This is a genomic window from Nocardia arseniciresistens (genome assembly GCF_046764875.1).
GTDB classification, from domain to species: domain Bacteria; phylum Actinomycetota; class Actinomycetes; order Mycobacteriales; family Mycobacteriaceae; genus Nocardia; species Nocardia arseniciresistens.
Genome location: NZ_JBKORD010000010.1, coordinates 246278 through 272280, shown reverse-complemented (window position 1 = coordinate 272280; position 26003 = coordinate 246278). Strand labels below are relative to the sequence as shown.

The 26003-nt window shown below is 65.6% G+C and carries 28 protein-coding genes and 1 pseudogene; 16 read left to right on the top strand and 13 right to left on the bottom strand.

The genetic code is table 11. From position 1 onward, the window contains the following. Nucleotides 1-120: 120 nt before the first annotated feature. The 8 genes from speB to ACLMAJ_RS20325 are packed head-to-tail and all read right to left on the bottom strand — an operon-like array spanning nt 121 to nt 7280. Nucleotides 121-1059, bottom strand: a complete 939-nt coding sequence (speB, locus tag ACLMAJ_RS20360; RefSeq protein WP_412015335.1) for an agmatinase — start codon at nt 1057-1059, stop codon at nt 121-123. A 45-nt stretch (nt 1060-1104) separates the two neighbouring features. Beyond that, nucleotides 1105-1872, bottom strand: a complete 768-nt coding sequence (locus tag ACLMAJ_RS20355) for a class II aldolase/adducin family protein (RefSeq protein ID WP_412015334.1) — start codon at nt 1870-1872, stop codon at nt 1105-1107. Further along, nucleotides 1869-3074 (bottom strand): aromatic ring-hydroxylating oxygenase subunit alpha, encoded by a 1206-nt coding sequence (locus ACLMAJ_RS20350; RefSeq protein WP_412015333.1) that lies wholly within the window; start codon nt 3072-3074, stop codon nt 1869-1871. Before ACLMAJ_RS20350 ends, ACLMAJ_RS20355 begins: the two co-directional genes overlap by 4 nt. Further along, on the bottom strand, nt 3071-3964 hold the full coding sequence (locus ACLMAJ_RS20345; RefSeq protein ID WP_412015332.1) for a hypothetical protein: 894 nt from the start codon (nt 3962-3964) through the stop codon (nt 3071-3073). The genes ACLMAJ_RS20350 and ACLMAJ_RS20345 overlap by 4 nt, the downstream gene beginning before the upstream one ends. After that, complete coding sequence (locus ACLMAJ_RS20340; RefSeq protein WP_412015331.1) at nt 3961-4926, bottom strand: NAD(P)-dependent oxidoreductase; 966 nt, start codon at nt 4924-4926, stop codon at nt 3961-3963. Before ACLMAJ_RS20340 ends, ACLMAJ_RS20345 begins: the two co-directional genes overlap by 4 nt. Nucleotides 4927-4949: 23 nt before the next feature. Further along, the gene (locus ACLMAJ_RS20335) at nt 4950-5717 is read right to left on the bottom strand and encodes an amino acid ABC transporter ATP-binding protein (RefSeq protein ID WP_412015330.1); all 768 of its coding nucleotides are present in this window, start codon (nt 5715-5717) and stop codon (nt 4950-4952) included. Continuing rightward, nucleotides 5714-6442 carry an amino acid ABC transporter permease gene (locus ACLMAJ_RS20330; protein WP_412015329.1) on the bottom strand — a complete coding sequence of 243 codons (729 nt, stop codon included), beginning with the start codon at nt 6440-6442 and terminating at the stop codon, nt 5714-5716. The genes ACLMAJ_RS20335 and ACLMAJ_RS20330 overlap by 4 nt, the downstream gene beginning before the upstream one ends. 4 nt (nt 6443-6446) lie before the next feature. After that, nucleotides 6447-7280, bottom strand: a complete 834-nt coding sequence (locus ACLMAJ_RS20325; protein ID WP_412015328.1) for a transporter substrate-binding domain-containing protein — start codon at nt 7278-7280, stop codon at nt 6447-6449. 249 nt (nt 7281-7529) lie between these two features. Between ACLMAJ_RS20325 and ACLMAJ_RS20320 the strand changes: the two genes are divergently transcribed. Further along, nucleotides 7530-8465: a winged helix-turn-helix transcriptional regulator gene (locus ACLMAJ_RS20320; protein ID WP_412015327.1), complete on the top strand. Its 936-nt coding sequence runs from the start codon at nt 7530-7532 to the stop codon at nt 8463-8465. Further along, nucleotides 8462-9241 carry a hypothetical protein gene (locus ACLMAJ_RS20315; RefSeq protein ID WP_412015326.1) on the top strand — a complete coding sequence of 260 codons (780 nt, stop codon included), beginning with the start codon at nt 8462-8464 and terminating at the stop codon, nt 9239-9241. Before ACLMAJ_RS20320 ends, ACLMAJ_RS20315 begins: the two co-directional genes overlap by 4 nt. Here ACLMAJ_RS20315 and ACLMAJ_RS20310 read toward each other — a convergent pair. Next, the gene (locus ACLMAJ_RS20310) at nt 9212-9787 is read right to left on the bottom strand and encodes a sigma-70 family RNA polymerase sigma factor (protein WP_412015325.1); all 576 of its coding nucleotides are present in this window, start codon (nt 9785-9787) and stop codon (nt 9212-9214) included. The genes ACLMAJ_RS20315 and ACLMAJ_RS20310 overlap by 30 nt on opposite strands. A 234-nt stretch (nt 9788-10021) precedes the next feature. Between ACLMAJ_RS20310 and ACLMAJ_RS20305 the strand changes: the two genes are divergently transcribed. The 4 genes from ACLMAJ_RS20305 to ACLMAJ_RS20290 all read left to right on the top strand — a co-directional run bounded on the left by ACLMAJ_RS20305 (nt 10022) and on the right by ACLMAJ_RS20290 (nt 13251). After that, complete coding sequence (locus ACLMAJ_RS20305) at nt 10022-10393, top strand: Rv1352/Rv1906c domain-containing protein (RefSeq protein ID WP_412015324.1); 372 nt, start codon at nt 10022-10024, stop codon at nt 10391-10393. Nucleotides 10394-10458: 65 nt separating this feature from the next. Beyond that, on the top strand, nt 10459-11208 hold the full coding sequence (locus tag ACLMAJ_RS20300; RefSeq protein ID WP_412015323.1) for an SDR family oxidoreductase: 750 nt from the start codon (nt 10459-10461) through the stop codon (nt 11206-11208). 374 nt (nt 11209-11582) lie between these two features. Beyond that, nucleotides 11583-12860, top strand: a complete 1278-nt coding sequence (locus ACLMAJ_RS20295) for an MFS transporter (protein WP_412015322.1) — start codon at nt 11583-11585, stop codon at nt 12858-12860. Continuing rightward, complete coding sequence (locus ACLMAJ_RS20290; RefSeq protein ID WP_412015321.1) at nt 12850-13251, top strand: PaaI family thioesterase; 402 nt, start codon at nt 12850-12852, stop codon at nt 13249-13251. The genes ACLMAJ_RS20295 and ACLMAJ_RS20290 overlap by 11 nt, the downstream gene beginning before the upstream one ends. Nucleotides 13252-13265: 14 nt before the next feature. Here the strand turns inward: ACLMAJ_RS20290 and ACLMAJ_RS20285 are convergent, their stop codons facing one another. After that, nucleotides 13266-14123 carry a cyclopropane mycolic acid synthase family methyltransferase gene (locus tag ACLMAJ_RS20285; RefSeq protein WP_412015320.1) on the bottom strand — a complete coding sequence of 286 codons (858 nt, stop codon included), beginning with the start codon at nt 14121-14123 and terminating at the stop codon, nt 13266-13268. Nucleotides 14124-14523: 400 nt separating this feature from the next. Between ACLMAJ_RS20285 and ACLMAJ_RS20280 the strand changes: the two are divergent. Beyond that, a pseudogene (locus tag ACLMAJ_RS20280) lies at nt 14524-15669 on the top strand (transcription termination factor Rho, short form); the annotation flags it as partial. An 81-nt stretch (nt 15670-15750) separates the two neighbouring features. On the opposite strand, the gene ACLMAJ_RS20275 reads toward ACLMAJ_RS20280, so the two are convergent. Next, nucleotides 15751-16188, bottom strand: coding sequence for a DoxX family protein (locus ACLMAJ_RS20275; protein ID WP_412015319.1), 438 nt, complete (start codon nt 16186-16188; stop codon nt 15751-15753). Nucleotides 16189-16288: 100 nt separating this feature from the next. On the opposite strand from ACLMAJ_RS20275, the gene ACLMAJ_RS20270 reads away from it, so the two are divergent. Beyond that, nucleotides 16289-16864, top strand: a complete 576-nt coding sequence (locus ACLMAJ_RS20270; RefSeq protein ID WP_412015318.1) for a TetR/AcrR family transcriptional regulator — start codon at nt 16289-16291, stop codon at nt 16862-16864. A 133-nt stretch (nt 16865-16997) separates the two neighbouring features. After that, nucleotides 16998-17381, top strand: a complete 384-nt coding sequence (locus ACLMAJ_RS20265) for a hypothetical protein (RefSeq protein WP_412015317.1) — start codon at nt 16998-17000, stop codon at nt 17379-17381. Between the two features lie 44 nt (nt 17382-17425). Here the strand turns inward: ACLMAJ_RS20265 and ACLMAJ_RS20260 are convergent, their stop codons facing one another. Beyond that, nucleotides 17426-18031 carry a TetR/AcrR family transcriptional regulator gene (locus ACLMAJ_RS20260; protein WP_412015316.1) on the bottom strand — a complete coding sequence of 202 codons (606 nt, stop codon included), beginning with the start codon at nt 18029-18031 and terminating at the stop codon, nt 17426-17428. Nucleotides 18032-18105: 74 nt separating this feature from the next. Here ACLMAJ_RS20260 and ACLMAJ_RS20255 point away from each other — a divergent pair, with 74 nt between their 5' ends. The 4 genes from ACLMAJ_RS20255 (at nt 18106) to ACLMAJ_RS20240 (ending at nt 21725) form a co-directional block, all read left to right on the top strand. Then, complete coding sequence (locus tag ACLMAJ_RS20255; protein ID WP_412015315.1) at nt 18106-19122, top strand: GlxA family transcriptional regulator; 1017 nt, start codon at nt 18106-18108, stop codon at nt 19120-19122. Nucleotides 19123-19232: 110 nt separating this feature from the next. Next, complete coding sequence (locus tag ACLMAJ_RS20250; protein WP_412015314.1) at nt 19233-19949, top strand: alpha/beta fold hydrolase; 717 nt, start codon at nt 19233-19235, stop codon at nt 19947-19949. 54 nt (nt 19950-20003) lie between these two features. Beyond that, nucleotides 20004-20969, top strand: coding sequence for an alpha/beta hydrolase (locus ACLMAJ_RS20245; protein WP_412015313.1), 966 nt, complete (start codon nt 20004-20006; stop codon nt 20967-20969). 39 nt (nt 20970-21008) lie between these two features. Next, the gene (locus tag ACLMAJ_RS20240; protein ID WP_412015312.1) at nt 21009-21725 is read left to right on the top strand and encodes an alpha/beta fold hydrolase; all 717 of its coding nucleotides are present in this window, start codon (nt 21009-21011) and stop codon (nt 21723-21725) included. A 390-nt stretch (nt 21726-22115) separates the two neighbouring features. On the opposite strand, the gene ACLMAJ_RS20235 is transcribed toward ACLMAJ_RS20240, so the two are convergent. After that, nucleotides 22116-22463 carry a hypothetical protein gene (locus ACLMAJ_RS20235; RefSeq protein ID WP_412015311.1) on the bottom strand — a complete coding sequence of 116 codons (348 nt, stop codon included), beginning with the start codon at nt 22461-22463 and terminating at the stop codon, nt 22116-22118. Nucleotides 22464-22566: 103 nt separating this feature from the next. Between ACLMAJ_RS20235 and ACLMAJ_RS20230 the strand changes: the two genes are divergently transcribed. From ACLMAJ_RS20230 to ACLMAJ_RS20220, 3 genes are all read left to right on the top strand, one after another. Continuing rightward, nucleotides 22567-22854 carry a DUF4333 domain-containing protein gene (locus ACLMAJ_RS20230; RefSeq protein WP_412015310.1) on the top strand — a complete coding sequence of 96 codons (288 nt, stop codon included), beginning with the start codon at nt 22567-22569 and terminating at the stop codon, nt 22852-22854. A gap of 559 nt (nt 22855-23413) precedes the next feature. Further along, nucleotides 23414-23935, top strand: coding sequence for a hypothetical protein (locus ACLMAJ_RS20225; RefSeq protein WP_412015309.1), 522 nt, complete (start codon nt 23414-23416; stop codon nt 23933-23935). Between the two features lie 292 nt (nt 23936-24227). Beyond that, the gene (locus ACLMAJ_RS20220) at nt 24228-25820 is read left to right on the top strand and encodes an HD domain-containing phosphohydrolase (RefSeq protein ID WP_412015308.1); all 1593 of its coding nucleotides are present in this window, start codon (nt 24228-24230) and stop codon (nt 25818-25820) included. Nucleotides 25821-26003: the final 183 nt, after the last annotated feature.

Below are 26003 nucleotides of genomic sequence, written 5' to 3'. Positions count from 1 at the left end.
GTGGTGGTCCCGTGAGCGGTTCCAGCCAATCGACCTAGGTGGCGGCGCTCCCGGTGTTACTGCTGGTGCTGTTGTTACAGGAGAGCATAGCGTCAATAGCCGGGCGAGCACTGGATTCGGCTATCCGCGCACCGCCATCGCGGACAGGAGCTCGAATCCGACGTGCGCCGCGGCGATACCGGTGATCTCGGCATGGTCGTAGGCGGGTGCGACCTCGACGACGTCGGCGCCTACGAGGTTGCTCGCGCCGAAGGCGCGCAGCATATGCAGCAGCTCACGGCTGGTCAGGCCACCCGCTTCGGGGGTTCCGGTGCCGGGGGCGTGAGCGGGGTCGAGGACGTCGATGTCGACCGAGACGTACACCGGCCGATCCCCGATCCGCGCTCGCATCCGCTCGACCGCCGCACGCACGCCGTCGATTTCGATCTCGGGCGCGGTGATCGCCGAGAATCCGAGCTGCCGATCGTCGCTGAGATCGTGATCGCCGTAGAGCGGACCGCGCGTGCCGATGTGCATACTCGCCTCGCGGTCTATCAGGCCCTCCTCCGAGGCGCGCCGGAACGGGGTTCCGTGGGTGTAGGACGCGCCGAAATAGGTGTCCCAGGTGTCCAGGTGCGCGTCGAAGTGCACCACCGCGACCGGTCCGTGCCGTCGCGCGATGGACCGCAGCAGCGGCAGCGCGATGGTGTGGTCGCCGCCGATCGTCAGCAGTCGGGCTCCGCTGCCGGTGAGTGCGTCGGCGCCGCGTTCGATCTCGGAGATCGCCGCCTCGATATCGAACGGGTTGCACGCGATATCACCGGCGTCGGCTACCTGTAGCACATCGAACGGCGAGATATCGGCGACGGGATTGTAAGGACGCAACAGTTTGGAGGAGGCACGCACATGGCTGGGACCGAACCTGGCCCCTGGTCGGTAACTCACACCCGTATCGAACGGGACACCGACGATCGCGACGTCGGTACCGGTGACCTCGTCGATACGCGGCAATCGCGCGAAGGTCGCGGATCCGCCGTAGCGCGGGACGGTGGTGGCGTCGACAGGTCCTACAGCGCACATGGTCGAAGCTCCTCTCAGAGATGCGATTCGGGCGGGAACCCGGAATCAGTCGGTGTAGCCGGGCGCTACGCGATCGAGCAGGCGCAGCAGGGCGGCCCAGGCGAGGTCGTATCCGGCGGTATCGGTGTAGTCGTCTCCGTCGTCGGCACCGGTGAGCTGACGTGCGCTGCGTTCACACACGTCCGACGGCGGCAGTATCAGAGTGCCCGCGGCGGCCGCCGTCACCTGGATTTCGCAGGCGCGGTTGAGGTAGTGCATGCGTAGAAAGGCTTGCGCCGCAGTGGTTCCGACCGTCAGCAGACCGTGGTTGCGCAGGATAAGGGCCGGATGCTCGCCGATGTCGAGCACCAGCCGAGCCTGCTCGTCGAGGTCGAGGGCGACGCCCTCGTAGTCGTGATATCCGATGCGGCCGTAGAACTCCATCGACATCTGGTTGACCGGCAGCAGCCCCTCGGAGGTCGCCGCGACCGCGCAGCCCGCACGGGTGTGGGTGTGCAGGACGCAGTGGGCGTCGGGTCGCGCGGCGTGAATCGCGCCGTGGATCACGAACCCGGCGGGGTTGACCGGCTGACCGGACGCGCCGACGGGTCGACCGGACGGGTCGACGACCACCAGGCTCGAGGCGGTGATCTCCTCGAACAGCAGCCCATACGGGTTGATCAGAAACCGAGGCGTCGGCCCGGGCAGCCGCAGCGAGATATGGGTGAAGATCAGGTCGGCCATGCCGAAGTGGGCGACAAGGCGGTACACGGCGGCGAGTTCACGGCGCAGCCGGATCTCCGCGGCGTCGTGATCGTTTTTCACCACGATCATCGGTAACCCGCCCGTTGCGCGACTCGCTGCTGGAACAGCGCGCCGATCTGATCCCAGTGCGAGACCAGATTCGTCAGATCCGAGGCGGGCGAATGGCGTCCGACCTGCAAGCGATGCAGGATCGGCAGATCCTGTTCGTTGACCCGCCACAGTGCGTCGGTGAGCTGCGTGCGTGCCGAGGCGAATTCCGCACCGGCCGCCGCGGAATCGACGAATACCGCCATGTGCTCGACGGTGCGGTCCGGGGCAAGCGGATGGAAACCGATCACCTGGAACCAATCGGCCTCGAGGAACAACAGCGCATTGGGGAAGACACAGAAAATGTCCTGCTGCTCGAGCCGGTCGGCAGGGACGGCGCCGAGCCACGGCAGCGGCCGTTCGGTCTTATCCGCCTTGCCCGCGGCGCCGCGCGGGTAGGTGCCGCCCATGATGTCGGGGTGCAGCGCGACATCGTCGATGTCCAGCGACGCGGTAACCGGGCCTACCTGCGGATGGACGAAGGGCAGGTGGTAGAAGTCGAGGAAGTTCTCCACCACCAGTTTCCAGTTCGCGTCGATGTCGTAGCGGCGCTCCTCGGCGAAGTGGATCCGGCCGAAATCGATATGTGACCACCGGTTCAGGATCGGACCGAGGCGGTGGGTGAAGTCGTCCGCGCACGCCTGCGGATCGGTGTTCACCGAGGACAGATCGACGAACACCAGACCGGCCCACACGTGGCTGGCCACGGCAAGCAGACCGAGCTCGTCGGCGACGGCGGGATCCACCTTCGAGCGGCGGTCACGCCCGTAAAACGGTGCGGCGGCCAACGCACCGTCCAGTTGGTAGGACCAGCAGTGGTAGGCGCACTGGATCCGGCGTGCCACCACCATCGGCTCCTCGGTCAGCGCCATCCCGCGATGTCGGCACGCGTTGTGGAACACCCGAATCCGGCCGTCGTCGCCGTGCACGATGAGCAGTGGTTTGCCGCCGATCGTGACCGGGTGCACCGCGCCGGGCTCGGCGACCCAATGGGCGTACCCGGCCCAGACCCACCCGGCGGCGAAGATACGGGCCTCTTCGAGCCGGAACTCCTCGACTCCGGTGTATGCGCGGGCGGGCACGAGCGCGCGACCGGTGGGCCGCTCTGGCAGCGGACCGTCGACGACGACGTTTCCCGTCGAGGTGATCAACCGTTGGGCCAGTGGGTATTTCGGGTCACTCATGGCGTTGTTCCTGACGAGAGAGGGGTCGGGACGCGGCGCAGGGCCTCGGCGAACGCGGCGGTAGCGCGCTCACGCAGGGTCAGGGTGTCGGCCCAGCGGTCCGACAGTTCCTGACCGTCCCGATCGGTGATGGCGTAGGGCGTAGGGCCGAGTTCGGTGCAGAACATGACCGGTTCGCTGCTCGCGGTGCGGCGGCGGCGGTCGACAACGGCGGTCAAGGCGCGAATCCACCAGTCCTGGAACAGTTCTTCCCATTCACGGTGTTGTGGGAAGCCCAGCGGGATCTGGACTTGGCATCGGGTCGCGATGCGGCCCTGCACGGATTCGGCGCGGGCGAACAGCGCCCGCAGGTGGCCCTCGATCTCCTCGGTGGGCTGGAGCGGAATCTCGCTGCCGCATACATAGTGGGAGAGGTCGATCGCCAAGTTCACCTCGTCATCCAGTTCGCTCAGCAGCCGGGTTGTCGTGCGCATATCGTCGGTGAGAGTGTTGCGATGGGTCTCCAGTTGCATCCGGACCCCGGCGGCGGCGCAGCGTCGGCGCCAACGACCGACGGTGTCCGCGACTGCGGTGATGTCGGTGTCGAAGACACAGCCGCACACCACCATTCGGTCCGCATCGACACTGTCGGCGTAGCGCAGCGCGGCATCGAGATCGTCGTCGTCGCGGACGAACGCGAACACCGCGGCGTCCAGGCGACGTTCACGCAGTAGCGGTGCGAGCACCAGCGCGTCGGGTCGGCGGCGGGCACCGAGATCGATGGCGACACCGTCGAATTCGGCCTCGACGAGTCGATCCAACTGTTCGGGGAGACTCCAGCGCAACGCCGCGTGCCACGGCAGATCTTCCATGGCCCATAGGGAATTGAAGATCCGCAGCGATACCGTCATGTGCGCACCCCGGTCGGCTCGGCGACGGGGGTGAGCGGACGGCCACCGCGGTGCCAGTGCACGACGTTGCGGGCCTGGGTCAGCACATAGTCGCGCGCGGTCACGTCGGACAGGTAGGCCACGTGCGGGGTCAGCAGGACATTGGGGTGTTCGGCGAGCCGATCACCGGCCGGGGGCGGTTCGGTGTCCAGTACGTCGAGTGCGGCGCCCGCCAGCTGCCCGGCGTCCAGCGCGTCGGCCAGCGCCGCCGAATCGACGATGCCACCGCGGGATACGTTGATCAACCACGCGTCGCGCCGCATCGACGCGAGCAGCTCGGCATCGAAGAGCCGCCGCGTGGTGGCATCGAGCGGCAAGTGAATGGAGACCAGATCGCAGGCCGCGACGACATCGGCCAGCGGGGCCGCGGTGACACCCGCGGGCATGGCACGCCCGGCCGGGTCGTGGCCGAGGATACGGCCGACCGAACCGGCGGCGAGTTCGGCGACCTTGGTCCCGATCCGGCCGAGTCCCACCAGCCCCAGCGTGACTTCCGACAATCGGCGCGGGGCGTGCTCCGGTCGATCCAGCCAACCGCGACGCCCGTGCAGCACGAAGAAATCGAGCCGCCGCACCGCTGCGAGCGCCAGCGCCCAGGTGTGGGTGGCGACCTCGGCGGAGGCAAGCTCACCCACCGAGGCGACCCAGATGCCCCGCGCGGTGGCCGCCTCGACATCGATGGAGTCGACTCCGCGCGACAGCAACGAAACGATTCGCAACCTCGGGAGGCGAGCCAGCAGGTCGTCGTCGACTCGCGCGTAGCCGACGAGCAACGCGGCGGCGTCCACGGCGGCACCGGCGATGACGTCGGGGTCACGTGTTTCGAGTACGCGGACCTCGAATCCCTCGGCCTCCAGCAGAGCCACGCCGGGGCCTGGGTCGAGATCATCGAGGTCGGTGTAGACCGCGATCGGGGACGGCATGCGAATTCCCTTCGGGGACAGGATCAGTGGACGTGCGAGAGGAACGCGCGAGTTCGCTCGTGCTCGGGGTGGGTGAAGAACTGTTCGGGCGGCGCCTGCTCGACGATGACACCCGAATCGAACAGGGCGACCTCGTGGGCGACCCGACGGGCGAATCGGGTCTCGTGGGTAACCACGATCATCGTCATTCCTTGGGCCGCAAGGTCTTCCATCACCGCAAGCACCTCGTTGACGAGCTCGGGGTCCAGCGCGGACGTCGGTTCGTCGAACAGCATCACCGCCGGTTCGAGCACGAGCGCCCTGGCTATGGCGACACGCTGTTGCTGCCCACCGGACAGCTCCGAGGGGTAATGCCGCATACGATCAGCCATACCGACCCGCTCCAGCATGGCCTCGGCGCGCTGCGCGGCCTCGGCCTTGCCGAGACCACGAACGCCCGTCAGACCGAGCGTGACATTGCGCAAGACGTCGAGGTGGGCGAAGAGGTTGAAGCGTTGGAAGACCATGCCGATATCGGCACGCTGACGAGCCGAGCGGCGCTCCGGCATCGGCACCGGATTACCGGTCCTGCCGATCTCGACGCCGATTTCCTTGCCGTACAACAGGATCGCCCCATCATCCGCGGGCTCCAGCAAGGACATCAAGCGCAGCATGGTGGACTTGCCCGAGCCGGAAGGGCCGAGTACCGCCTTCACCTGCCCTGCGGCGATGTCGAAATCGACGCCCTCGAGCACCGCGTTCGCGCCGTAACTCTTGCGCAGTCCGATCGTTTGCAGCAGTGGAACATTCACGCGGGCACCGTGCCCTTCCTGGTGGTGGTCACGACCCGGTCGGCGCCCGTGGAGACCCAGCGGTAGCGGCGCTCGATCAGGCTTTGCACGCCCATCAGTGCGCTGACGATCACCAGGTAGTAGATCAGCGCCGCGCTGTAGTACTCGGCATACCGGAACGTCACCGAGACACCGACCTGCGCGGTAGTGAGCAACTCGCGCAACGAGATCACCGACGCCAGCGAGGTGTATTTGAGCATGGCGATGAATTCGTTCCCGGTTGGCGGCAGCGCGACCTTCACCGCCTGCGGGAGTATGACTTTCAGCAGGACCTTGTGCGGCGGCAGTCCGATCGCGCGCGCCGCCATGTGCTGCCCCTCATCGACACTGAGCAGCGCCGACCGCAGAATCTCCGCCATATAGGCGGCCTCGACCACGGCGAATCCCGCGAACGCGGCGATGAACGGCGTGAACCAGTTCTCGCGCAGACCAGGCAACAGCTGCGGGCCCGCGTTCCAGATGAGCAGCAGCACCAACAGCGTGGGAATGGCACGGAAGAACCACACATAGCCGCCACCGAGCACGCGCGGAATGGTCCGCGAGCTGATGCGCATCAGCGCGACCCCGAAACCGATCACCGTCGCGAAGATCATCGAGACGGCGGCAAGGGCCAGGGAAAGCCAAGCGCCGTGCAGAAATTCGGACGAGGTCAGGGCGGAGAAGAAGATATCGCGGTCGAAGGTCATGGCGCTACCCCGCCGTGATCCGCGCCGGGTCGAGGCCGTACTCGGTGGCGATCTTCGCGAGACTTCCGTTCTCGACAAGCGTCCGCACCGCCGCGGCCACCGGCGCGCTCAATGGCGAACCCTTCTTGGTGAAGACACCGAACACCGTGTCCGCGGCGAATACGGCCGGAATCGCGGTCAGCGCGTGGTTGGACTTGCCAACCATGTCGACCACTGCGACATCGGTCTCGATCAGCGCATCCGCCTTGCCGTTGGTCACCGCGGCGACCGTTTCGGCGGTCTTCGGATACGCCTGGATCGTGATACTCGCCTTGCCCTCGGCCTGTAACTTCTCCGAAAGCCGTTGCAGAGTCTGCTCATTCGCACCACCGCCCTGTACGGCGACGGTCTTGCCCGCCAGATCGGCTGCGCCGGTGATCGTCTTCTCTCCGGTGCGGACGATCAGACCGGGGCCGGTCCGGAGAAACGGTGTGGCGTCGGCGACCTTCGTGCGTTCGGGGCTGACGTAGAGAGCCGACCACAGCACATCACACCGCCCCGCCTGCAAGCCGGGCATGAGTCCGTCGAACGAGGTGACCTGCCATGTCACCTTCACCTTCCACAGGTCGGCGAGGGCTCGCGCGGCATCGGAGTCGAACCCGACGGGGTCGGTGGTGTTGCCGTCCTCGAAGTACTCCATCGGCGCGTATTCGGGGTCGGTGCAGACCCTCACCTCACCACCGCGCAGCAGACCGGCCGGTGCCGCGCCGCTGGCGGCGCTACCTCCCGACCCGCTCCCACAGCCCGCGATCAACAGCGCCGCACCCGCCCCCATCGCCACCACACCCAGCGTTTTCATCTGATCAATCTCCTGTCGCCGCGGCAGCGGTAGTGCCAATGCTTCTGCGCTGAACGGTTCTCGTTCGACTGAGAGGAACGATAGAAACTGCGATAGGTTTGGTCCACACGTAAATCTGAGATGCATGCCTCACAGACTGCTGTTCTGTGAATCTTCCAGCCACCCGGCGTTACTTTTTCGCCATCAAGACTAGCGAGACCTAATGATCGGTAAACCCACAGTGTTCGATTCTTTGATTGTTAAGTTCCGATGACCGCGTCCGTAACGTCGGGCACCTACGATCTCGACACGCGCATCCTCGAGGAACTGCGGATCGATGGGCGGATCGGCCGCAACGAACTCGCCGCCAAGCTCGGCGTTTCGAGGCCGACGGTGTCCAAGCGGCTCAATGTCCTGCTTACGGCGGGGCCGGTGCACGTGGTCGGCATCGTCCATCCGTCGACGATCGGCCTGGAGGCACTCGCCCACGTCTCGATCAGCGTCGATCAACCGGTTCGGCAGGTCGCGGCGCGGGTGGCCGCGTTGTCGGATATTCCGTATGTCTCGCTGACCAGCGGCCGGTACCCCTTGATCGCCGAAATCCGCACCCCGGGCCCGCAGCAGCTCGCGGCCGCGCTCGACCGTATCCGCAGCATCGACGGCGTGCGTGACACCAACACACTGTTCTATTCGGACTTGATCATCGATATCGGCAAGCCGGAGCAGGCATCCGTGGCGACCATCGACGCGCTGGACATGCGCTTGCTCACGGTATTGCAAGAAGACGGGCGCGCGTCGTACGCGGCACTGGCCACGGCGGCGGGCACCTCGCCGGGCACCGCGCGGATACGGGTGCTGCGCCTGATCGATGAGGGCATCGTCCGGATCAGCGCACTGTCGAAACCCGGTCAGGCCGACACCGAGTATGCCGTCGGATTCGGCGTCCGGACCAGCGGTCGCATCTCTGGGCTCACACCGCTCATCGCCGAACTTCCCGGTCTGCGCTTCCTGGCCGCGACGATCGGGAGGTTCGATGCGGTCGGCACGATCCACACCACCGCGCTCGAGGACGTCGTGGCAACCCTCGACACCCTCCGCGCGCTACGCCCGGTACTCGAGGTGGACAGCTGGGTCCACCTCGTGCGGGTGAAGGAGCGCTACAGCAATACTCCGGCACTCCCGCTGACCCGCGAGGAGGTCTCGTGACCGCGTCGGTCGCCGTGCCGTTCACCCCGGTTCCGGTGCGTGGGCGCATCACGCTTCCTACAGTTCTGGACGCGACCGGCGATCGGTGCGCCATCGAAATCGCGCTCACCGCAATGCTATTGGCGGGGGTGGTCACCGGCGGCACGGTGCTGGCCCGCGCCCCGTTGCCCGTGTCGGCGGACGTCGTTCGCCGCACCCGACACCTGATCGCCGAGACCGGCGCATACGTGGTGTCCACCGCGAGCGGGTTGACGGCCACCTCACGGGCGTCCGCGGGTGAGCTGACGCCGTTCCGATGCGTCGTCCCCGCTGCCACCCTCCCGCTGTACGCGGTTGCCGCCGCCCGAGCACCGGAAACCAGCGTGCTGACCCCACTCGAGGCCGCCTCCGACGAATCGACGGCGGCATGCCTGCGGCTCGGACTGCGAGCCGCTGACCGCCGCGGCCGCGTCCACATCGAACCGGGCTTCGACGGACCGCCGACGACGATCGATCACGGCGGTGACCTCACGGTGGCTATGTCGGCGCTGCTGCTCGGTCTACTGCGCCGAGGAGTGCGCATCAGCGATCCGACACCGCTCGACGCGCGCATCCCAGGTTTCGCCGCAGCCTGGTCCGGACTGCTCGCAGCGGATGAGTTCCTGCTGCCGGGCAGTTCCCTCGTCCCGTCCGACTACATCGTCAACGCGCCGAACCATCGTGTCCGACCGGCCGTCCGCAGCGCCGAGAACGCGCGCGGCACCTGCTCAGGCACCGATCGGCAACTGTCGCAGTGAGCGCAGCGCGTAGTGCACCCGCGTCTTCACGGTGCCGACCGGAACGCCGATGTCGTCGGCGACGTCCTTATACGCGCGGTCACGCAGGATCACCTCCACCACCGCCTCGCGCTGCGACGCGGGCAGGCGCTCCAGCAATTGCGCGACCAATAGTCCGTCGACGAGCCCCTCGGAGAAATCCGGATCGGCGTAGCGGACATCGCTGAGATCTTCGACCTCGTCCCAGCCCGTGTCACCAGGTCTGACCGCGCGGGCACGAGCGATATCGATCATCACGTTGCGCTGGATCGCCAACATCCAGGTGCGAACAGTGCCCTTGTCCGCATCGAACTTCGCACACGAACGCCAAGCGCGTAGCAGCGTCTCCTGCACCGCCTGTTCGGCCAAGCCGGAGTCACCGAGTCCACGCATCGCCCGCCAGTGCAACAGCGCTCGATCGGCCGTCAGCACCGCGGCAATGCCGTCGTCCGTACACAGTCCCGCGCAACCTGCCCCGCACGCGGGGCGCTGGGCCGCGGCATCGGTGATCGACCGAATAACTCTCATACAACAGATATCGCGGCGACTGCGCGAAGTGACAACGCCGGCACCGAAACCCGGTTCTTTCCGCCATGTCGGACAAGCCACCTTGTGATGCGCGAAATGTTGTCCAGGTGACAGGAATCTCCGATTCGGCCGAAATCCATCACCGACTCTGGTAGATCTTGCCCGGGAGATTCGGGTATCTCCGCAGGTCAGCTGCTCTCGGGCAGCGAGAGCATGATCCGAGGAGAAATCACCATGCGTGCAAGCACGCTCATGATCGCAGGAGCCATGGCCTCCGCGGTGACACTGCTGGGCTCCGGAACCGCGGCCGCCGATCCGGTAGCCACCATGCCGGGAGACGGCCTCTATCTGGTCGGCGTCGATATTCTGCCCGGCATCTGGGAGGCCCCCGGCACCCCCGACCAGGCCAACGGCTGCGACTGGCGGCGGCTGCGCAAGGTGGAGGGCGACAACACCGATCAGCACTACATCATCAATAACAACTTCACTCGGGTCACACCGGTGCGTGCCGAGATCAGCGCGACCGATGTCGCGTTCAAGACCGAGAACTGCGGCCCCTGGCACCTGGTACCCCCGCCGCCACGGACCGGTTCGTCCGGCGGCTGAATCGCACACACCCACGCACGGTCCGCGCACGGACTTCGTCCGGCTGCGCCGCTAGGGTCGGCACCATGACGAGGAGCAAGATCCTGATCACCGGCGCCAGCGCCGGGCTGGGTGCGGCGATGGCGCGGAATTTCGCGGCCAAAGGACGTGACGTAGGGCTGTGCGCGCGGCGACTCGACGCGCTCGAGTCGCTGCGTGACGAGCTCGTCGCGGCACATCCGGGAATTACGGTCGCGGTCCGCGCGCTGGACGTCGACGATCACAAGGCGGTGCCGCGAATCTTCGGCGAGTTGCGCGACGAACTCGGCGGCCTCGACCGGGTCATCGTGAACGCGGGGATCGGCAAGGGCGCGGTAATCGGCGGCGGGCGCGCCGATGCCAATCTCGCCACCGCGACAACGAATTTCGTCAGCGCGCTCGCGCAAGCCGAGGCGGCGCTCGAAATTTTCCGCGCACAGAAGTCAGGGCATCTGGTGCTGGTGTCCTCGATGAGTGCGGTCCGTGGACTGCCGGGGAAGAAGGCCGCCTATTCGGCGAGCAAGGCCGGACTTGCGGCACTCGGCGAGGCGCTCGTGACGGATCTGGCCAAGTCGCCGATCGCCATTACGACCCTGCTGCCCGGCTTCATCGCCACCGATATGGCCGCCAAGGCGGGCGACGCGCGAATGGTGGCACCGCTGGACAAGGGTGTCGCGGCGATGGTGAGTGCGATCGAGCGGGAAAAGACGCGGGCCTGTGTGCCGGGCTGGCCGTGGCGGCTGATCGATCTGGTGCTGCCACGCCTGCCGGTTTCGGTCGTCGCGCGAATCGGCTGAGAATTTCGGCGGCGCCGACTTCAACACCGCGCTGAGCGCCGCGGCGACCCAGTTCGGCCTTGCTACCGCGGTCGGCACGCTGGTCGGCACCATCGTCAGCGGCGCCCTCGGCTGTGTCGCGGGCGCCATCATCGGGGCGCCGCTGGTTGTTCCGACCTTCTTCGCAGGCCCGATCGGCCTGTGCCTGGCCGGTGCGGGCATCGGCATCACCCTCGGCGCTGCCGCGGGCATGATCGTGGTCGGTGTTCCGGTCGGCATCGCCAGCCCGATCCAGTTCTACAACGCGGTTTACGCGCCGTAAGACCAAACCCCTCCGATGCCCGGCAGTTGACGCCCTTCCCGTCACCTGCCGGGCATCGGCGGCCGTCACGGTGATGTCTCAATCCCGCCGGATATCTACGGACGCGATCGCTGAACTGGAGCGCATGCCCACTGTCCTCGACTCCTCTGAAGCCCTCGCCACGACAATCCGGCCGCCGATGCTGCGATGGCTCGCGGTTGTTGCCGTCATGCTCGGCATATTCTCGATCGTCACCACCGAGATCCTGCCGATCGGATTGCTGACCTCGATCGGCGCCGACTTCACCGTCTCCGACGGCATGGCCGGGCTGATGATGACCATGCCCGGCCTGCTCGCCGCCGTGGCCGCACCCTTGATCACGGTCGCGGCCGCGCGCATCGACCGCAAACTGCTGCTGTGCGCATGCACGCTCTTGCTGGTGCTCGCCAATGCCGTCGCCGCGATCGCGCCCGACTTCTGGCTGGTGCTGATCTCCCGAGTGCTGATCGGCATCACCATCGGCGGCTACTGGTCGATCGCGGCCGGGCTCGCGGGACGGTTGGTTCCGCCGGAGTCCACCGCCCGCGCGACGGCGGTGATCTTCGCATCGGTTCCGCTCGGTTCGGTGCTCGGCGTGCCGGCGGGCACCTTCGTCGGTAACCTCGCAGGCTGGCGCGCGGCGTTCGTGGTGCTGGGCATCCTGTCGGCCGGAGTGCTGTTGCTGCTGTTGATCGCCTTGCCGCCGCTGCCCGCGGTCCAGGTGGTTCGCCTGTCGACGCTGCGAGCCGGACTGCGCGGCAACGGTGTCCGATCAGCCCTGCTCGCAACGTTTTTCGTCGTCCTCGCACAGTTCGGCACCTACACCTACGTGACGCCGTTCCTGGAGCAGGTCACCGGTGTCAACGCGGCAACCATCACCGTCCTGCTGCTGATCTACGGCATCGCGGGCATTGTCGGCAATTTCCTCGGCGGCGCGCTGGTCGGCCGCCGACCACGAGTCACCCTCGCGTGCGCCGCGGCGCTGATGGCCTGCGCGACGCTGTTGCTGCCGACGTTCGGGCGGTGGGAAATCGGCGCGGGTGTTCTGCTGATCGTCTGGGGTGTGGGATACGGTGCGGTCCCGGTGGCCGTGCAGACCTGGTTCGCCAACGCGGTGCGTGACACCCCGGAGGTGGCGTCGGTACTGTTCACCGCCTCGTTCCAAGCGACATTCTCGCTCGGAGCCTTGGTCGGCGGCATCATCGTGGATCGAACCTCGCCCTCGACGGTCATGCTCCTCGGCGGCGCGACCGCGCTGCTCGTCCTCGTCGTTACCTCCGGAGTAATCGACGCGCGGCGAACCATAAGGCAAGCTGAACTCCATGATCGATGAGACGGGCACCAAGCTTTTCCACCAGTCGATGCCGTTCACCGAACGGCTCGGTGTCGAAGTTCTGGAGCACGGGCCCGCACTGGTGCGCAGTCGCATCGCCTGGGACGAGTCGCTGTGCACACTGGGTGGCGTGCTGCACGGCGGCGTGCTGATGTCGCTCGCGGACGCGACCGCCGCGGTCTGCGCGTTCCTCAATCTGCCCGAGGGTAAGCAGGGCACGACGACGGTCGAGTCGAAGTCGAACTTCCTGCGGGCGGTGCGCTCCGGTCACGCGATCGCCTCCGCGCGGCCACTGCACGCGGGGCGCTCGTTCATCATCGTCGAAACCGAAATCCATGACGGCACAGACAAACTCGTCGCCAAGGTGACGCAGACCCAAGCGGTTCTCTGACCGAGCGCGCAGGCCTACTTCACCAGCGTGAACTGCATGATGTCGAAATGACCGCTGCGGAAGTACGCCGCACATCCGGTGAGGTACTTGATATATCGCTCGTAGATCTCCTCTGATGCGACACGCACCGCGTCGTCGTGCCTGTCCCGCAGCCTCGCTGCCCACAGGTCGAGAGTGCGCGCATAGTGCAGCCGCAGCTGATCGATCCGCTCGGTGCCGAACCCTGCCCGGCCCGCGAGGCGGGTCACCTCGGCGGCATGCGGCAGCTGCCCGCCGGGGAAGATCTGCCGCTTGACGAAGATTTGGAACAAGGCATCCTCCCGCGTCACCGGGATCTTCATGCGCCGCAGGTCGGCGAGGGTGTGTCCGACGATGGTGTGCAGCAGCATCCGGCCGTCGGGCGGCATTATCCGGTAGCACAGCTCGAAGAACGGTGTGTACCGCTCGCGCCGGAAGTGTTCGAACGCGCCGATGCTGACGATCCGGTCGGCACTGCCGTTGAATTCCTCCCAGCCCTGGAGCCGAATCTTCACGTCTGTGACGCCCCTCCTGTCGATCTCCGACTGGACGTGCTCGAACTGATTACGGCTCAGCGTGAGCCCGACGGTCTTTACGCCGTACTGCTTCGCCGCTCGAAACATCGTTGCGCCCCAGCCACATCCGACGTCGAGCAGCGTCATGCCCGGTTCCAGGCCGAGCTTGCCGAGCGCGAGGTCGATCTTGGCGAGCTGGGCCTGCTCCAGCGTCATGTCGTCGCGCTCGAAATAGGCACAGCTATAGGTCATCGAGGGGTCGAGAAACAACTGGTAGAACTCGTCGGACACGTCGTAGTGCGCCTGGACTTGCTGGTAGAAGGGTTTGAGGTCGGTCATCACGTATCTCCTGCCGTCTCCGGTCACCAGCTAAAGCGCGACACGCCGCGAAGCCGTTCACGCCATTCGCGCAACGATGCGAATCCGTATCCGGCCCGGCCACGGCTGCCACCTTCCGTGGCCGGGCCGTTACCTTGCACCATTGCGCACAGACGTTCGACCGTGTACTGTCACCGATGTCTCCCAGTGGATGTAGGAGTACCTCCCACCGAGACGTTCTGAGATTCCTTTCGATACCGGCCGCTGAATCTGCCGCATCGAAATCGTTTCCACCAGAAGCAAGGGATCTTCCTCCGCAGCGTGCATTCCGCCGCTGCCCGGCACGGCTGTTCGCCGTATCCCACACAAACATTCAGAAAGTAACACCATGAACGATAATACTTCTCCCAACCATGTACCCGATGGGCTCGCAACAGCCGAACCCGAACACCAGCCGCGGCGCTCCGTCAGCGGCATCCTCGACATCGTGGACAACCGCAATGCCGCCCTGCGCGTCGACGGCTACTTGCCAGGCCAACGCGACCTGCACGTCCCGCCCCGCATGATCCGTGAATATGGTTTGCGCCGTGGCGATTTCATCGTCGGCACCGCCCAGCCCGGCGCTCGCGGCGACAAACTCGACCCGCTCGCGGTGATCGAGACCGTCAACGGACACGATCCGCGCCGCGCGAAGTCACGTCCGCACTTCGCCGACCTTGTCCCCATCTACCCCAACCAACGCCTGCGCCTCGAGACCGAACCGCACGCCCTGACGACCAGGGTCACCGACCTCGTCATGCCCATCGGCAAGGGCCAGCGCGCACTTATCGTCGCACCGCCGAAGGCGGGCAAAACCTCTGTGCTGCAAGCGATCGCGCACGGCATCGCGAAGAACCATCCGGAATGCGAACTGATGCTGGTACTGGTCGGCGAACGCCCCGAGGAGGTCACCGACCTGGCCAGGTCGGTACCCGCCGATGTCGCGGCCGCCACCTTCGACCAGGCACCCAAGGAGCACATCGCGCTCGCCGAACTGGCCATCGAACGGGCTAAACGCCTGGTCGAGATGGGCCGCGACGTGGTGGTACTGCTCGACTCACTGACCCGCCTCGCCCGCGCATACAACAACGCCGCCCCCTCCTCCGGCCGCGTGCTCTCCGGTGGCGTCGACGCCGCCGCGCTCGCGCCACCCAAGCGCTTCCTCGGCGCGGCCCGCAATATCGAGAACGGCGGTTCGCTGACCATCATCGCCACCGCGCTGGTGGAAACCGGATCGCTGGCCGACACGGTGATCTTCGAGGAATACAAAGGCACCGGCAACGCGGAACTGAAACTGGACCGCGCCACCGCGAGCCGACGCGTCTTCCCCGCCGTCGACATCGCCCAGTCCAGCACCCGAAAAGACGAACTACTGCTCGCCCCAGACGAATTGGCCGCCACCCACCTACTGCGCAGGACCCTCAACGCGGTCGACGGCCACCAGGCCACCGATCTACTACTGGAAGGTCTGCGCCAAGCGCCGACCAACGCCGAATTCCTGACCCAGCTCAGTACGCCCCGCCGCTGACAAGGCTTTCTCGAGCGATAGATGAGCCAAATGCCCACCCGCACATCAGAATCCGATGCGTGGATGGGCCTTGGTCTACTACTAGCCGACCAGTACGAGCACGCAGGCACCGATGAAGATCAGCTGAACGACGGTGCGCAACGGCAGCGGCATCGTCTTGACTCCGATGCCACCGCGCGCGGCGCGAACGTTCGCGGGAAACATTACGATCAGCAGCAACAACAGGCCCACCGCGGCAAGTTTCGCGAAGGGCGGGATCAGCAGACCGATGGCACCCGCGATCTCGAGCACCCCGGTGAGGGCGACCAACGCGGTCGGGTTGGGCAGGCGAGGGGGCACCATCTCGACCAGTGCGCTGCGCCGCGGCTCGAGAAAGTGGGCGCTGCTGGTCAGCGCGAACATTGCCGCGAGTCCGAGGGCGGCGGCATGTGACCACGAGTCGAGCCAGGCAATATCACCGAGCCAGCCGATGAGCCGAGCCAGTCCGGCGACGACGACGAGTGCAACCAGCGGGGCCATGGGATCTCCTGAATGTCGAACAATCAATCTTGACAGTGGCTAGATTAAGCTCGATCGGCCAAACTTGTCAATGACTAGATTTTCGGCCACCATCAGAAACATGACAAAGAGCGGCTACCACCACGGCGACCTGCGAGCCACCATCCTGGCGGCGGCCGCGGAACAGATAGCCACCGACGGCGTCGACGCGATCTCGCTGCGCGGACTTGCTCGCAGGGCGGGCGTCTCACACGCCGCGCCCGCCCATCATTTCGGCGATCGGTCGGGCCTGCTGACCGAACTGGCCATCGAGGGCTTCGACCTGCTCGCCGATCAGCTGGCAGCGGCCGGGCCGGACTTCCGCGAGGTCGGGGTCGCCTACATTCGCTTCGCCCGGGAGCACCCCGGCCATTTCGACGTGATGTTCCGCCACGAGCTGGTGCACACCGACGATCCGCGCCTGGCCACCGCCCGCGCCCGATCCCGCGCGGTACTGACCTCCGGCACCGGCCAGCCTGCCGGACAACTCGCGGCCTGGTCTCTCGTGCACGGCTTCGCGGCACTCTGGCGTGAGGGCGCACTGAAGAATTCGACCCTCGGCCCGAGCGGTGCCATTTCGACCGACCCGCAAGCAGTCGCCAGCGGTGACCCCGAGGCCCTGGCCCGGCACATGCTCGCCGCCGTCACCTTCGACTAATCGCCTCAGCACGCGCCGCGAAAGATTTTCCGGTGGTGGGTGGCAACACTGCAGGTCCAGTTCGATTGAGCCACATATTGTTCCGAATCCGGCGGATGCGGAACCATTCGCGGCCCGGACGCGTCAGATGTGCATGGATATCCATGCCTACCCCACCAAAGCCAGCACACCGGTGGATCTCACCGAGGCCGAGCGCATCGCCGACCGGTACTTATCCGGCGACGACGACGTCGAGCGGGGCATCACGAACCTGCTCACCGAATTCGACTGCTGCTTCACCGTTGTCGCGATCTTTCCACCGCCTCCCGGCACCGACCCGCACGCCCGCCCGGCGCCGCCCGCCATCGGCGGCTCGGTCAGCGTCATCGACAAGTCCACCGGAGCTGTCTCCTACTGGCCGAGCTACCCAACGGATCTCGTCGCCGAACAGTACGCCGACGCGCTCCGAACCGGCCGCTTGATCATCGAGCCGGACTGGCCCGAAGACAACGATATCGACTGGCCAGAAGACGAGTAGACGACGGCAGCCAGTCGCTCAGCATGTCGTTCAACAACGGCGCATTACGCATCTGCCCATGCCGAAGGCAGCGCCTGGTTCGATATGTCGGCGATTTCGCGTAGTCGTTGCCGTGGAATTCCCAAGCGGCTCAGTTGAATCAGACCTTGCGCCACTACCACGATATTGGCACTGTGCGCGGAGAGTGCAGCATCGTCGAGGCTGCCGTCGCTGAGGCGGGCAGACCTGCGTAGTCGTTCGGCGACGCCCTGTTCCATGCTCGCAGTGGTTTGAGCGCCGATGATAACGACCTCGGGGATTCGGCTGCCGAGTTGGGCGATGCTATTGATCATCAGGCAACCACGCTGATCCGGATGCGAGGTGCACTCCTCGATGATCGCCTCGAAGAGCGTCCGCACCGCGGTGCGGGCCGAGCCCGGAGCGGAGCCGACCACATCGCGTACGAACAGGGCGCGACGCTGGCAGTAGCGTTCGAACGCGGCGAGGAACAAGCCGCGCTTATTACCGTAGGCGGCGTAGATACTGCCGTTTCCAACGCCGGTTGCCCGCGAGACGTCCTCCACCGAGGTCTCGTCGAAACCCCTCGCCCAGAACAACTCTGTGGAGGCGTCGAGTAGGCCCGATTCGTCGAACTGGCGTGGCCGTCCCATGGGTTTCACCGTACCGGACGTGCGATCGCCCACATCACTTGTTTTGGAGTCATGCCTCCAGAATAATGGATGACATGGCCACCAACTTCATGGAGATGCCTCGCCGCCGGGTGGGCATTCTTGTCTTCGACGGCGTCAAAATGCTCGACTTCGTCGGCCCCGCAGAAGTTTTCGTAGAGGCCAACCAGATCGTGCCCGGCTACGATGTAGTCCTCGTCTCGGCCGACGGGAAGCCGGCGCAGACCTCGATCGGCGCACGGATCGAAGTGAGCGCCACGGCCGCCGACGCTGGTCGTTTCGACACGGTCGTCATCCCGGGCAGCGAACTGCCCGTTACCGAGTTCGTCACCCCGGAGGTGCTAGCCGCGGCACGACACCTTTCGTGGAACACGCGGCGACTGGCCTCGATCTGCAGTGGCGCTGTAGTGCTGGCCGAGCTCGGCCTGCTCGACGAGAGACGGGCGACCACGCATTGGAAATTCGCGGCGGACCTCGCGCGGCGATACCCGACGATCGTGGTGGAACCGGATGCGATCTTCGTGCGCGACGGCAACCTGTACAGCTCGGCGGGTGTGGCTGCCGGCGTGGATCTCGCGTTGGCGCTCGTCGAGGAGGATTACGGTGCCGGTGTCGCACGCCGGGTCGCGCAGCTGCTGGTGGTGTACATGCAGCGTTCCGGCGGACAATCGCAGTTTTCGGCATCACTGGCCGGACCGGTGCCTCGCGGCCCGATCGTGCGTAAGGCGGTCGACCTGATCTGCGCGGACCCAGCGTTTCCACACACGGTCCAGACTTTGGCCGCGCACGCCCGCGTCAGTGTCCGGCACCTGGCGCGACTATTCCGCGCGGAGCTCGAACGCTCGCCCGCCGAATACGTAGCCTTCATACGATTCGGCGTCGCTAGGGACATGCTGCATGCCGGACGCAGTGTCACCGAGGCCGCCATGAGCGCCGGATACGGTAGTAGCGAAGCCTTGCGTCGCGCATTCGTAGCCCGACTTGGAATCTCGCCGCGCGAGTACCAGCAGCGTTACCGCTCCACCAACTCGGTCGCTGTTTTCGACGTGCCGAGCGCGGCGGCCATGTCCTGATCGGGGGTTTTCACGGCCGGTGAAGAGGGGCACGAAGTCAATCGCGCACTGGAAACTGAATGCTCGGCAAAGCCACCTATATCGGTTCGAGCGATCGAGAAGGACCCTCCATGAACTCCGCGACCACCATCGTTCTCGTGCACGGCGCGTTCGCCGATGCCTCTAGCTGGCACCCGGTTACCGAGCGGCTACTCGCTCAGGGACACCGGGTCATCGCGCCCCCGGTCTTCAACCGCAGCCTCTCCGCGGACGCGGCCTACATCAAGTCCGTCATCGAGCAGATCGACGGACCGGTGCTACTGGCCGGGCATTCCTACGGCGGCGCAGTCATCACCGTCGCCGGGGTCGCCGACAATGTCATCGGCCTCGTCTACGTCTCGGGCTACGCCCTCGACGACGGCGAGAGCTTGGGGCAATTGCAGGGCGGCTTCCCGGACTCCGAGCTTGCCGCCCACCTGGTCTATACGCCGTACCCGGCCGGCGACGGCGAACAGGGCACCGATGTCTCCGTCGATGTCGAAGCCTTCCCAGAAGTCTTCGCGGCGGGCGTCGATGCGACCGTGGCGAAGGTTCTCGCAGTCTCACAGCGGCCGTTGTCGGCGTTCGCGTTCGGTGAGCCCGCGAGCACCGCGGCGTGGAAGACGAAGCCAGGCTGGGGAATCGTGTCGAGCGCCGACCACACCATCAACCCCGATGTCGAACGGTTCGGCTACAAGCGGGCCGCGCTGCGATCGGTCATCGAGATCGACGCACCGCACCTGGTCATGCAGACCCATCCCGACGAGGTCACCACGGTCATCACAAACGCTCTCGCCGAACTGGCGTAGTCCCTCGGAACCGCCGGCAACACAACACCTCAATTTCTACGGAAAGGACCGACGATGACAGGAAACCCGCTAGGAATCGCACTGGAGCAGGCGGCGCAGGAGTTCGTCGACGCAACTTCGCAGCCTCCGTTCCTCTATCAGTTGGCCCCGGAAGAAGGCCGCAAAGCGGTTGATTCGGTTCAGGATTCACCTATTTTCAAGCCCGAGATCGACGAGGAGTGGATCACCGTCGAGGGTGGTCCGACCGGGTCGGTGCGCGTCCGGATCGTCAAGCCACGGGGAGCGGCCGAGACACTGCCGGTGATCATCTATACCCACGGTGCCGGCTGGGTTTTCGGTGACGCGCACACCCACGACCGCCTGGTGCGCGACCTCGCAGTCGGTGCGCACGCGGCCGTAGTTTTCCCCGAATACGACCGCTCCCCCGATGTGCGCTACCCGGTCGCCAATGAGCAGTCCTACCGTGTCGCGCAATGGGTTTCGTCCCAGGGTGCGGACAAGGGACTGGATTCCTCGCGTCTCGCCGTCGCCGGTGATTCGGTCGGCGGCAATATGGCCATCGCACTGACTCTCATGGCCAAGCAGCGTGGCGACGTCTCGTTCGCGCAGCAGGTGCTGTTCTATCCGGTCACCGACGCCAACTTCGATACCGGGTCCTATCAGCAGTTCGCCGAGGGCTACTTCCTGACTCGCGAAGGCATGCAATGGTTCTGGGACCAGTACACCACCAGCGAAGAGGATCGCGCACAGATCACCGCGTCACCGCTGCGCGCCGCCACCGAGCAGCTGGCCGGGCTACCGCCCGCGCTGGTCATCACCGGCGAGGCCGATGTGCTGCGTGACGAAGGCGAGGCCTACGCCGCGAAGCTGCGTGCCGCGGGCGTTCCCGTGACCCAGGTTCGCTATGGAGGCATCATCCATGACTTCGTCATGGTTAATTCCATGCACGATACGAATGCCGCCAAAGCAGCTGTCGCCCAGGCTGTCTCGGTGCTGCGGGCGGCACTCCACACCGACTGACCAACGCCCGGTTCCACATCGACTCGAAGGAAGACATTCGTGAGCACCGAAACCACCCCGACTATCGTGCTGGTCCACGGCGCGTTCGCCGACTCCTCCAGCTGGAACGGTGTGGTCGCAAACCTACGTGCACAAGGGTATTCCGTGATAGCCGCAGCCAACCCGCTGCGCGGCCTCGCCAGTGACGCCGCGTATATCGGGGCGGTTCTGGACAGCATTGAGGGCCCGGTTGTCCTGGTCGGCCATTCCTACGGTGGCAGCGTCATCACCGTCGCCGCCACCACGAAGGCGAACGTGACCGCACTGGTCTATATCGCCGCGTTCATCCCCGCAGAGGGGGAAAGCGCGCTGGGGCTGACCGATAGATTCCCCGGTTCCACGCTCGGGCCGACCACCAGCCCGGCGCAATACCCACTGGCCGACCTGAGTTCGGGCACCGAACTGTATATCCGACAGGAGGACTTCCCGACGCAGTTCGCGGCTGACGTTCCCCTCGCAATCGCCGACCTGATGGCCACGACTCAACGTCCGGTCGCGTTGACGGCTCTGCAAGAACCCGCGAGTACGGCGGCTTGGCGGAACATTCCGGCGTTCGCCCTGCTGACCACCGAGGACAGGAACATTCCGATTGAGACACAGCGATTTATGGCCGAGCGGGCCTCTGCGCACACCGTCGAGGTCGCGGCCTCACATGCGGTCAGCGTTTCCACGCCCGGCGCGGTCAGTGAGCTGATCAGCCTGGCGGCGACAAAGTAGGCGAGCAATCGAGCGCACGCCCTGCGTGGTCGATGTGTGGTCGCCTTTCGAGCTGGCGGGCGTGCATCACGGTTCGCGTCTGGCTGCCGCTCGAAGCGGGCTCCGTCGGGGCCCCGATCGCACGCCGGTCGGGGCCCGACTGCTCTTCCTACCGAACCGCTTACTCGGGGGACATGTGACGAACCGGTCGAAAAACCAACAGCGCGAACGCGAATGCACCCAGCGCGCACGAGAGGGCCGACACCGAGGCGAGCAGCGCAGGGCGAGAAAGCCGGAGCGATTCACCACCGCGCGCCATGCCGACGCTCACTGGCGAGCCAAGCAGTACCCCGCCGCCGTTGCGGTGATTCCGGGCGCCGCCGGGGGCCTGCCCCGGCTGCCAAGCGGCCGTCACAGACCGCTGGATGCCTGAGCCTGCTGCCGCACGCGCAACTTCATGACCAAACCGGGGATGCCAACCGCGAGCAGGGCCGGGATAGCGGCAATGATCCCGACCCAGATGTAGATGGCGAGGTAGCCGTAGACGGCGTTGTCCACGTCCGCGTCCGCGTGCGCAAGGAGGACGACGCTCGCCACGAGCGCAACCACCACGAGGCCCGCGATGACTGCGCCGATCCAGACGAGGATATTTGCCCATCGCCGGTAGGCGACACTCACCTCCCGGGCCTGCGGTGGTCCGTACGCATTGGACGCACCGGGCAACGGGGCGGGGTGAGAGGTTGGCTGCGCTTCCGACATGGGTCGCACTCTTGCACCTCACCGCCGCAGCTTCCCGTTGGTGGCTAGTGATTCACCGCTGCCATGCCATTTTATGACCGTGAAGAGAATTAGCAGTCTTGCCATGATCTCTGTGCTCGTGTGCGTGGTCGTCGGGTGCTCCGTCGAGGTCGGCAGTAAACCCGAGATCAAAGAAGCGAATTTGGAGAACCAGGTAAAGAAGACGCTGATCGAGAAGGTGGGCCAAAAGCCCGACGCCATTGATTGTCCCGGCGGTCTCGAGGGCAAGGTGGGTACGACCATGCGGTGCACCCTGACCAAAGGCAAGGACACGATCGGATTGACGCTGAATGTCACCGAAGTCGATGGTGACAACGTGAAGTACGACATCAAGGTAGACAACAAGCGCTGATCGTGCTTTGTTGAGGCCCGGCGCGTTCGGTGTGTCGGTCGCTGAGCCGCAACCCATACTCCCTCGCGGACGGTTTTGCGAGGGTCATTTACGAGAATGCCTTCGCCATCGTTCCCATCGACACTCGGTATGACGCGCAGCACCATCCCGGGCGGTAGATGTGCAGGAAGCACGAAGCCCGCCCGAAAGAGTGTGCTCCCAGGACCTTTTCGTCCTCGGAGAGGCTCATTACCCTGACCTCAGGGTGCCTGCACTGTCGAAACCCATGTGGCGCAAGATGTCCGAATGGCACCGGTTGGGATGAAATCGTATGGCCCTGCAACCAAAACTGGCACTCGGCGGGCACGGAGACACTTTCGGTTCGCCCCACCCGACTACGCTCTTGCTGGGCGGGGTGAACCGGCTCTCGGCGGCCACAGCCAATTTGTGCAGGGGTCTCGGTACCCGGCTGTCATCCACCAGCGATCACCTCGCCGGACCGAAGGGCATTGTGCCGACCCTGGGGAGCGCGGATAGCCGAAGTGCCGCATCCGTTCTGGGCAGCTCGAAAGTCAATCGCATGGGTGACCCCGACATGAAGGAATTGGTGGACAAACCCGTGAAGCTCGTTCATTGGGTAGGCATTGCCGCGCTCATAGGTGTAGGGATCGGGGCAGCCTCTGGTGCGGGCGGAGACGGTGGATCCGGCGGCGGCGGTGACGGCGGCGGTGACCAGCAGGATGGCGACGGCAGTGTTCCGACGGACCAGCAGAGCAAGCGGGAAAAGGAAGCCGCTCCGGAAGAATGGCGGAAGTACCTCGAAGGACCGCTGGACACCGGCCTGCCCGGCAATTTCGACAAGTTGATGGATCCGAATGGCGATTACCTACCGGGAGATCCCGAGGCGGAGTTAGCGATCCGCAACCTGCGTGCCAACCGTTGGCAGATCAGATTCACCGAGGCCGGGACAATAAAAGGCGACACCTACATGGATTACGAAAATGTGAACGAAGACGGCCTGCGCACGCTGTGGCTGTCCACCGACCTGATGAACCTCCCGCCTGAGAAATTGATGGCGGCCATTGCCAAGGCCATTGACTGATACATCCACCACGGCAGGTTGGAATACGCACCTCCGGACTTCGCCCGAGGCATGCCGGTGTTTTTGCCCGACGACTATGTCAGGCTGCGACGGTGGTGCGGCGGCCTCCCGGCAATTGCGGCGGTGCCGGTCTTGACCGGCGTCGAGCTGTTGCGTTGCCTTCAGTGGGACGGACCCGCGCGAGTCCTGCGTAATCGACGCGCTGGTCACGGCCCGCGTGCTGCGGGGGCGGAGACACGGTGGTCTCGTCTTTCGCGCAGAGATGGCCGATGTTGGGGTGGACAATGGGAAGATGCACCTGCACGGGACGGTGCCCGGCTCGGGTAAGGGTCTGAGCAGAGCCGAACTGCTCGCCGCGATATCGCTCGCGATCGATCTCGGTCTGGGTCAGCCGATGGAACACATGCTTCGGTCGTCCTTGATCGCGACACGGATCGCCGAGCGGATGAGGCTCGACCTGCAACAGCGGGCGACCGTCTACTACGCCAATCTGGTCGGGTGGATCGGTTGTCACGCCGACTCCCACGAACTCTCGGCACTCTTCGGCGACGACATCGCGTTTCGGGCCGACACCTACACGGTGGACATGACCGGCCTGCCGTTTCTGCGGCTGATGATGAGTCATGTCGGCCACGGATTGCCGGGCTGGGAGCGCGGCATCCGTGCCACTGCCTTTCTGGTCACGGCTCGCAGCCAGGTCGCCACACTCATCCAGTCGCATTGCAGTTCCGCCGGGGTTCTCTCCGATCGGATGGGCTTGGACGAGCAGGTCGGAAAGGCGCTGGCCCATGCCTTCGAACGCTGGGATGGCCGGGGGTTGCCCAGTGGTTCCCGCGGAGACGATATCCCGGTCGAGATCCACATCGCTCACGTCGCAGACGTCGTCGAGGTGCACCTGCGGACGGGAGGGCTCGAGCACGCGAAGGATGTTGTCCGTTCTCGGCGCGGCAGTCAGTTCAGCCCAGCCGTGGCGGCGGTGTTCGATCGCGACGCGGCGGCGATCGTGGACGGGTTGCTCGAAATCGACGTCTGGACAGCAGCGTTGGCCCAAGCACCGGATCGTGACCGAACCCTGACGGCCGAGGAGAGCGGCGAGTTACTCGAGGCCATCGCTGATTTCGCCGATCTCAAATCTCCTTTCACTCTGGGGCATTCGCGTGGCGTCGCGAACCTGGTGGCCGGGGCAGCCCGACACCTGGGCATGTCGCCGTCGGACGTCACGCATCTCTACCGTGCCGGCCTAGTGCACGGCCTTGGCAAAATGGGAGTGTCCAACCAGATCTGGGAGAAGAAGGGGCCGCTCACTACGGCTGAATGGGAACGGGTACGGATGTATCCGGATCTGACCGGCCGGATCCTGAGTCGAGTTAACGGCTTGGAGTCGGTGGTGCCCATCGCGATGAAGCACCGGGAACGGATCGACGGGTCCGGCTTTCCCCGGGGGATCGCCGGCGCGGAGTTGACCGCGCAGGACCGGCTGCTTGCCACGGCAGAGGCTTATCAGCGACTGCTCGAGCCGCGTCCCTACCGGCCGCCGCTCGATCCTCGCGGCGCTGCCGATCAGCTACGAAAGAAGGCGCGCGCCGGACGCTTCGACGCCGAGTCGGCTGCGGCCGTGCTTGCGGTGACAGGTCCGCGGATCTCGCGGCGGACGCCCTGGCCGGCCGGGCTGACCGACCGCGAGGTCGAGATCCTGCGACTCGTCGCGCAGGGCCGATCGAACAGAGAAATCGCCGCCGAACTGTTCATCGCCGAGAAAACGGCACGCAACCACGTCGAACGTGTCTACGCCAAGCTCGGCGTCAACAACCGCACTCAGGCCAGTCTCGCCGCGATCGATCGGGGTCTGGCGGGGTTCCCGGTCAATGCGGCCGTCGGAAATTGAAGCATCCGCTGCGCCGGGCACTTCAGCTCGGCAACCACCAATGATGTTGCCCGGTGCGATATTTGATGTCACATGGCTCAACGGCGTAGTCGATGCGCGGCCGGTTGACGAGCAGGTCGGCATGCGGAGCGCGCCGGAGACCCGGCTGATTACGCACAGTCGGGACCCGGTAACGGGTTGGCC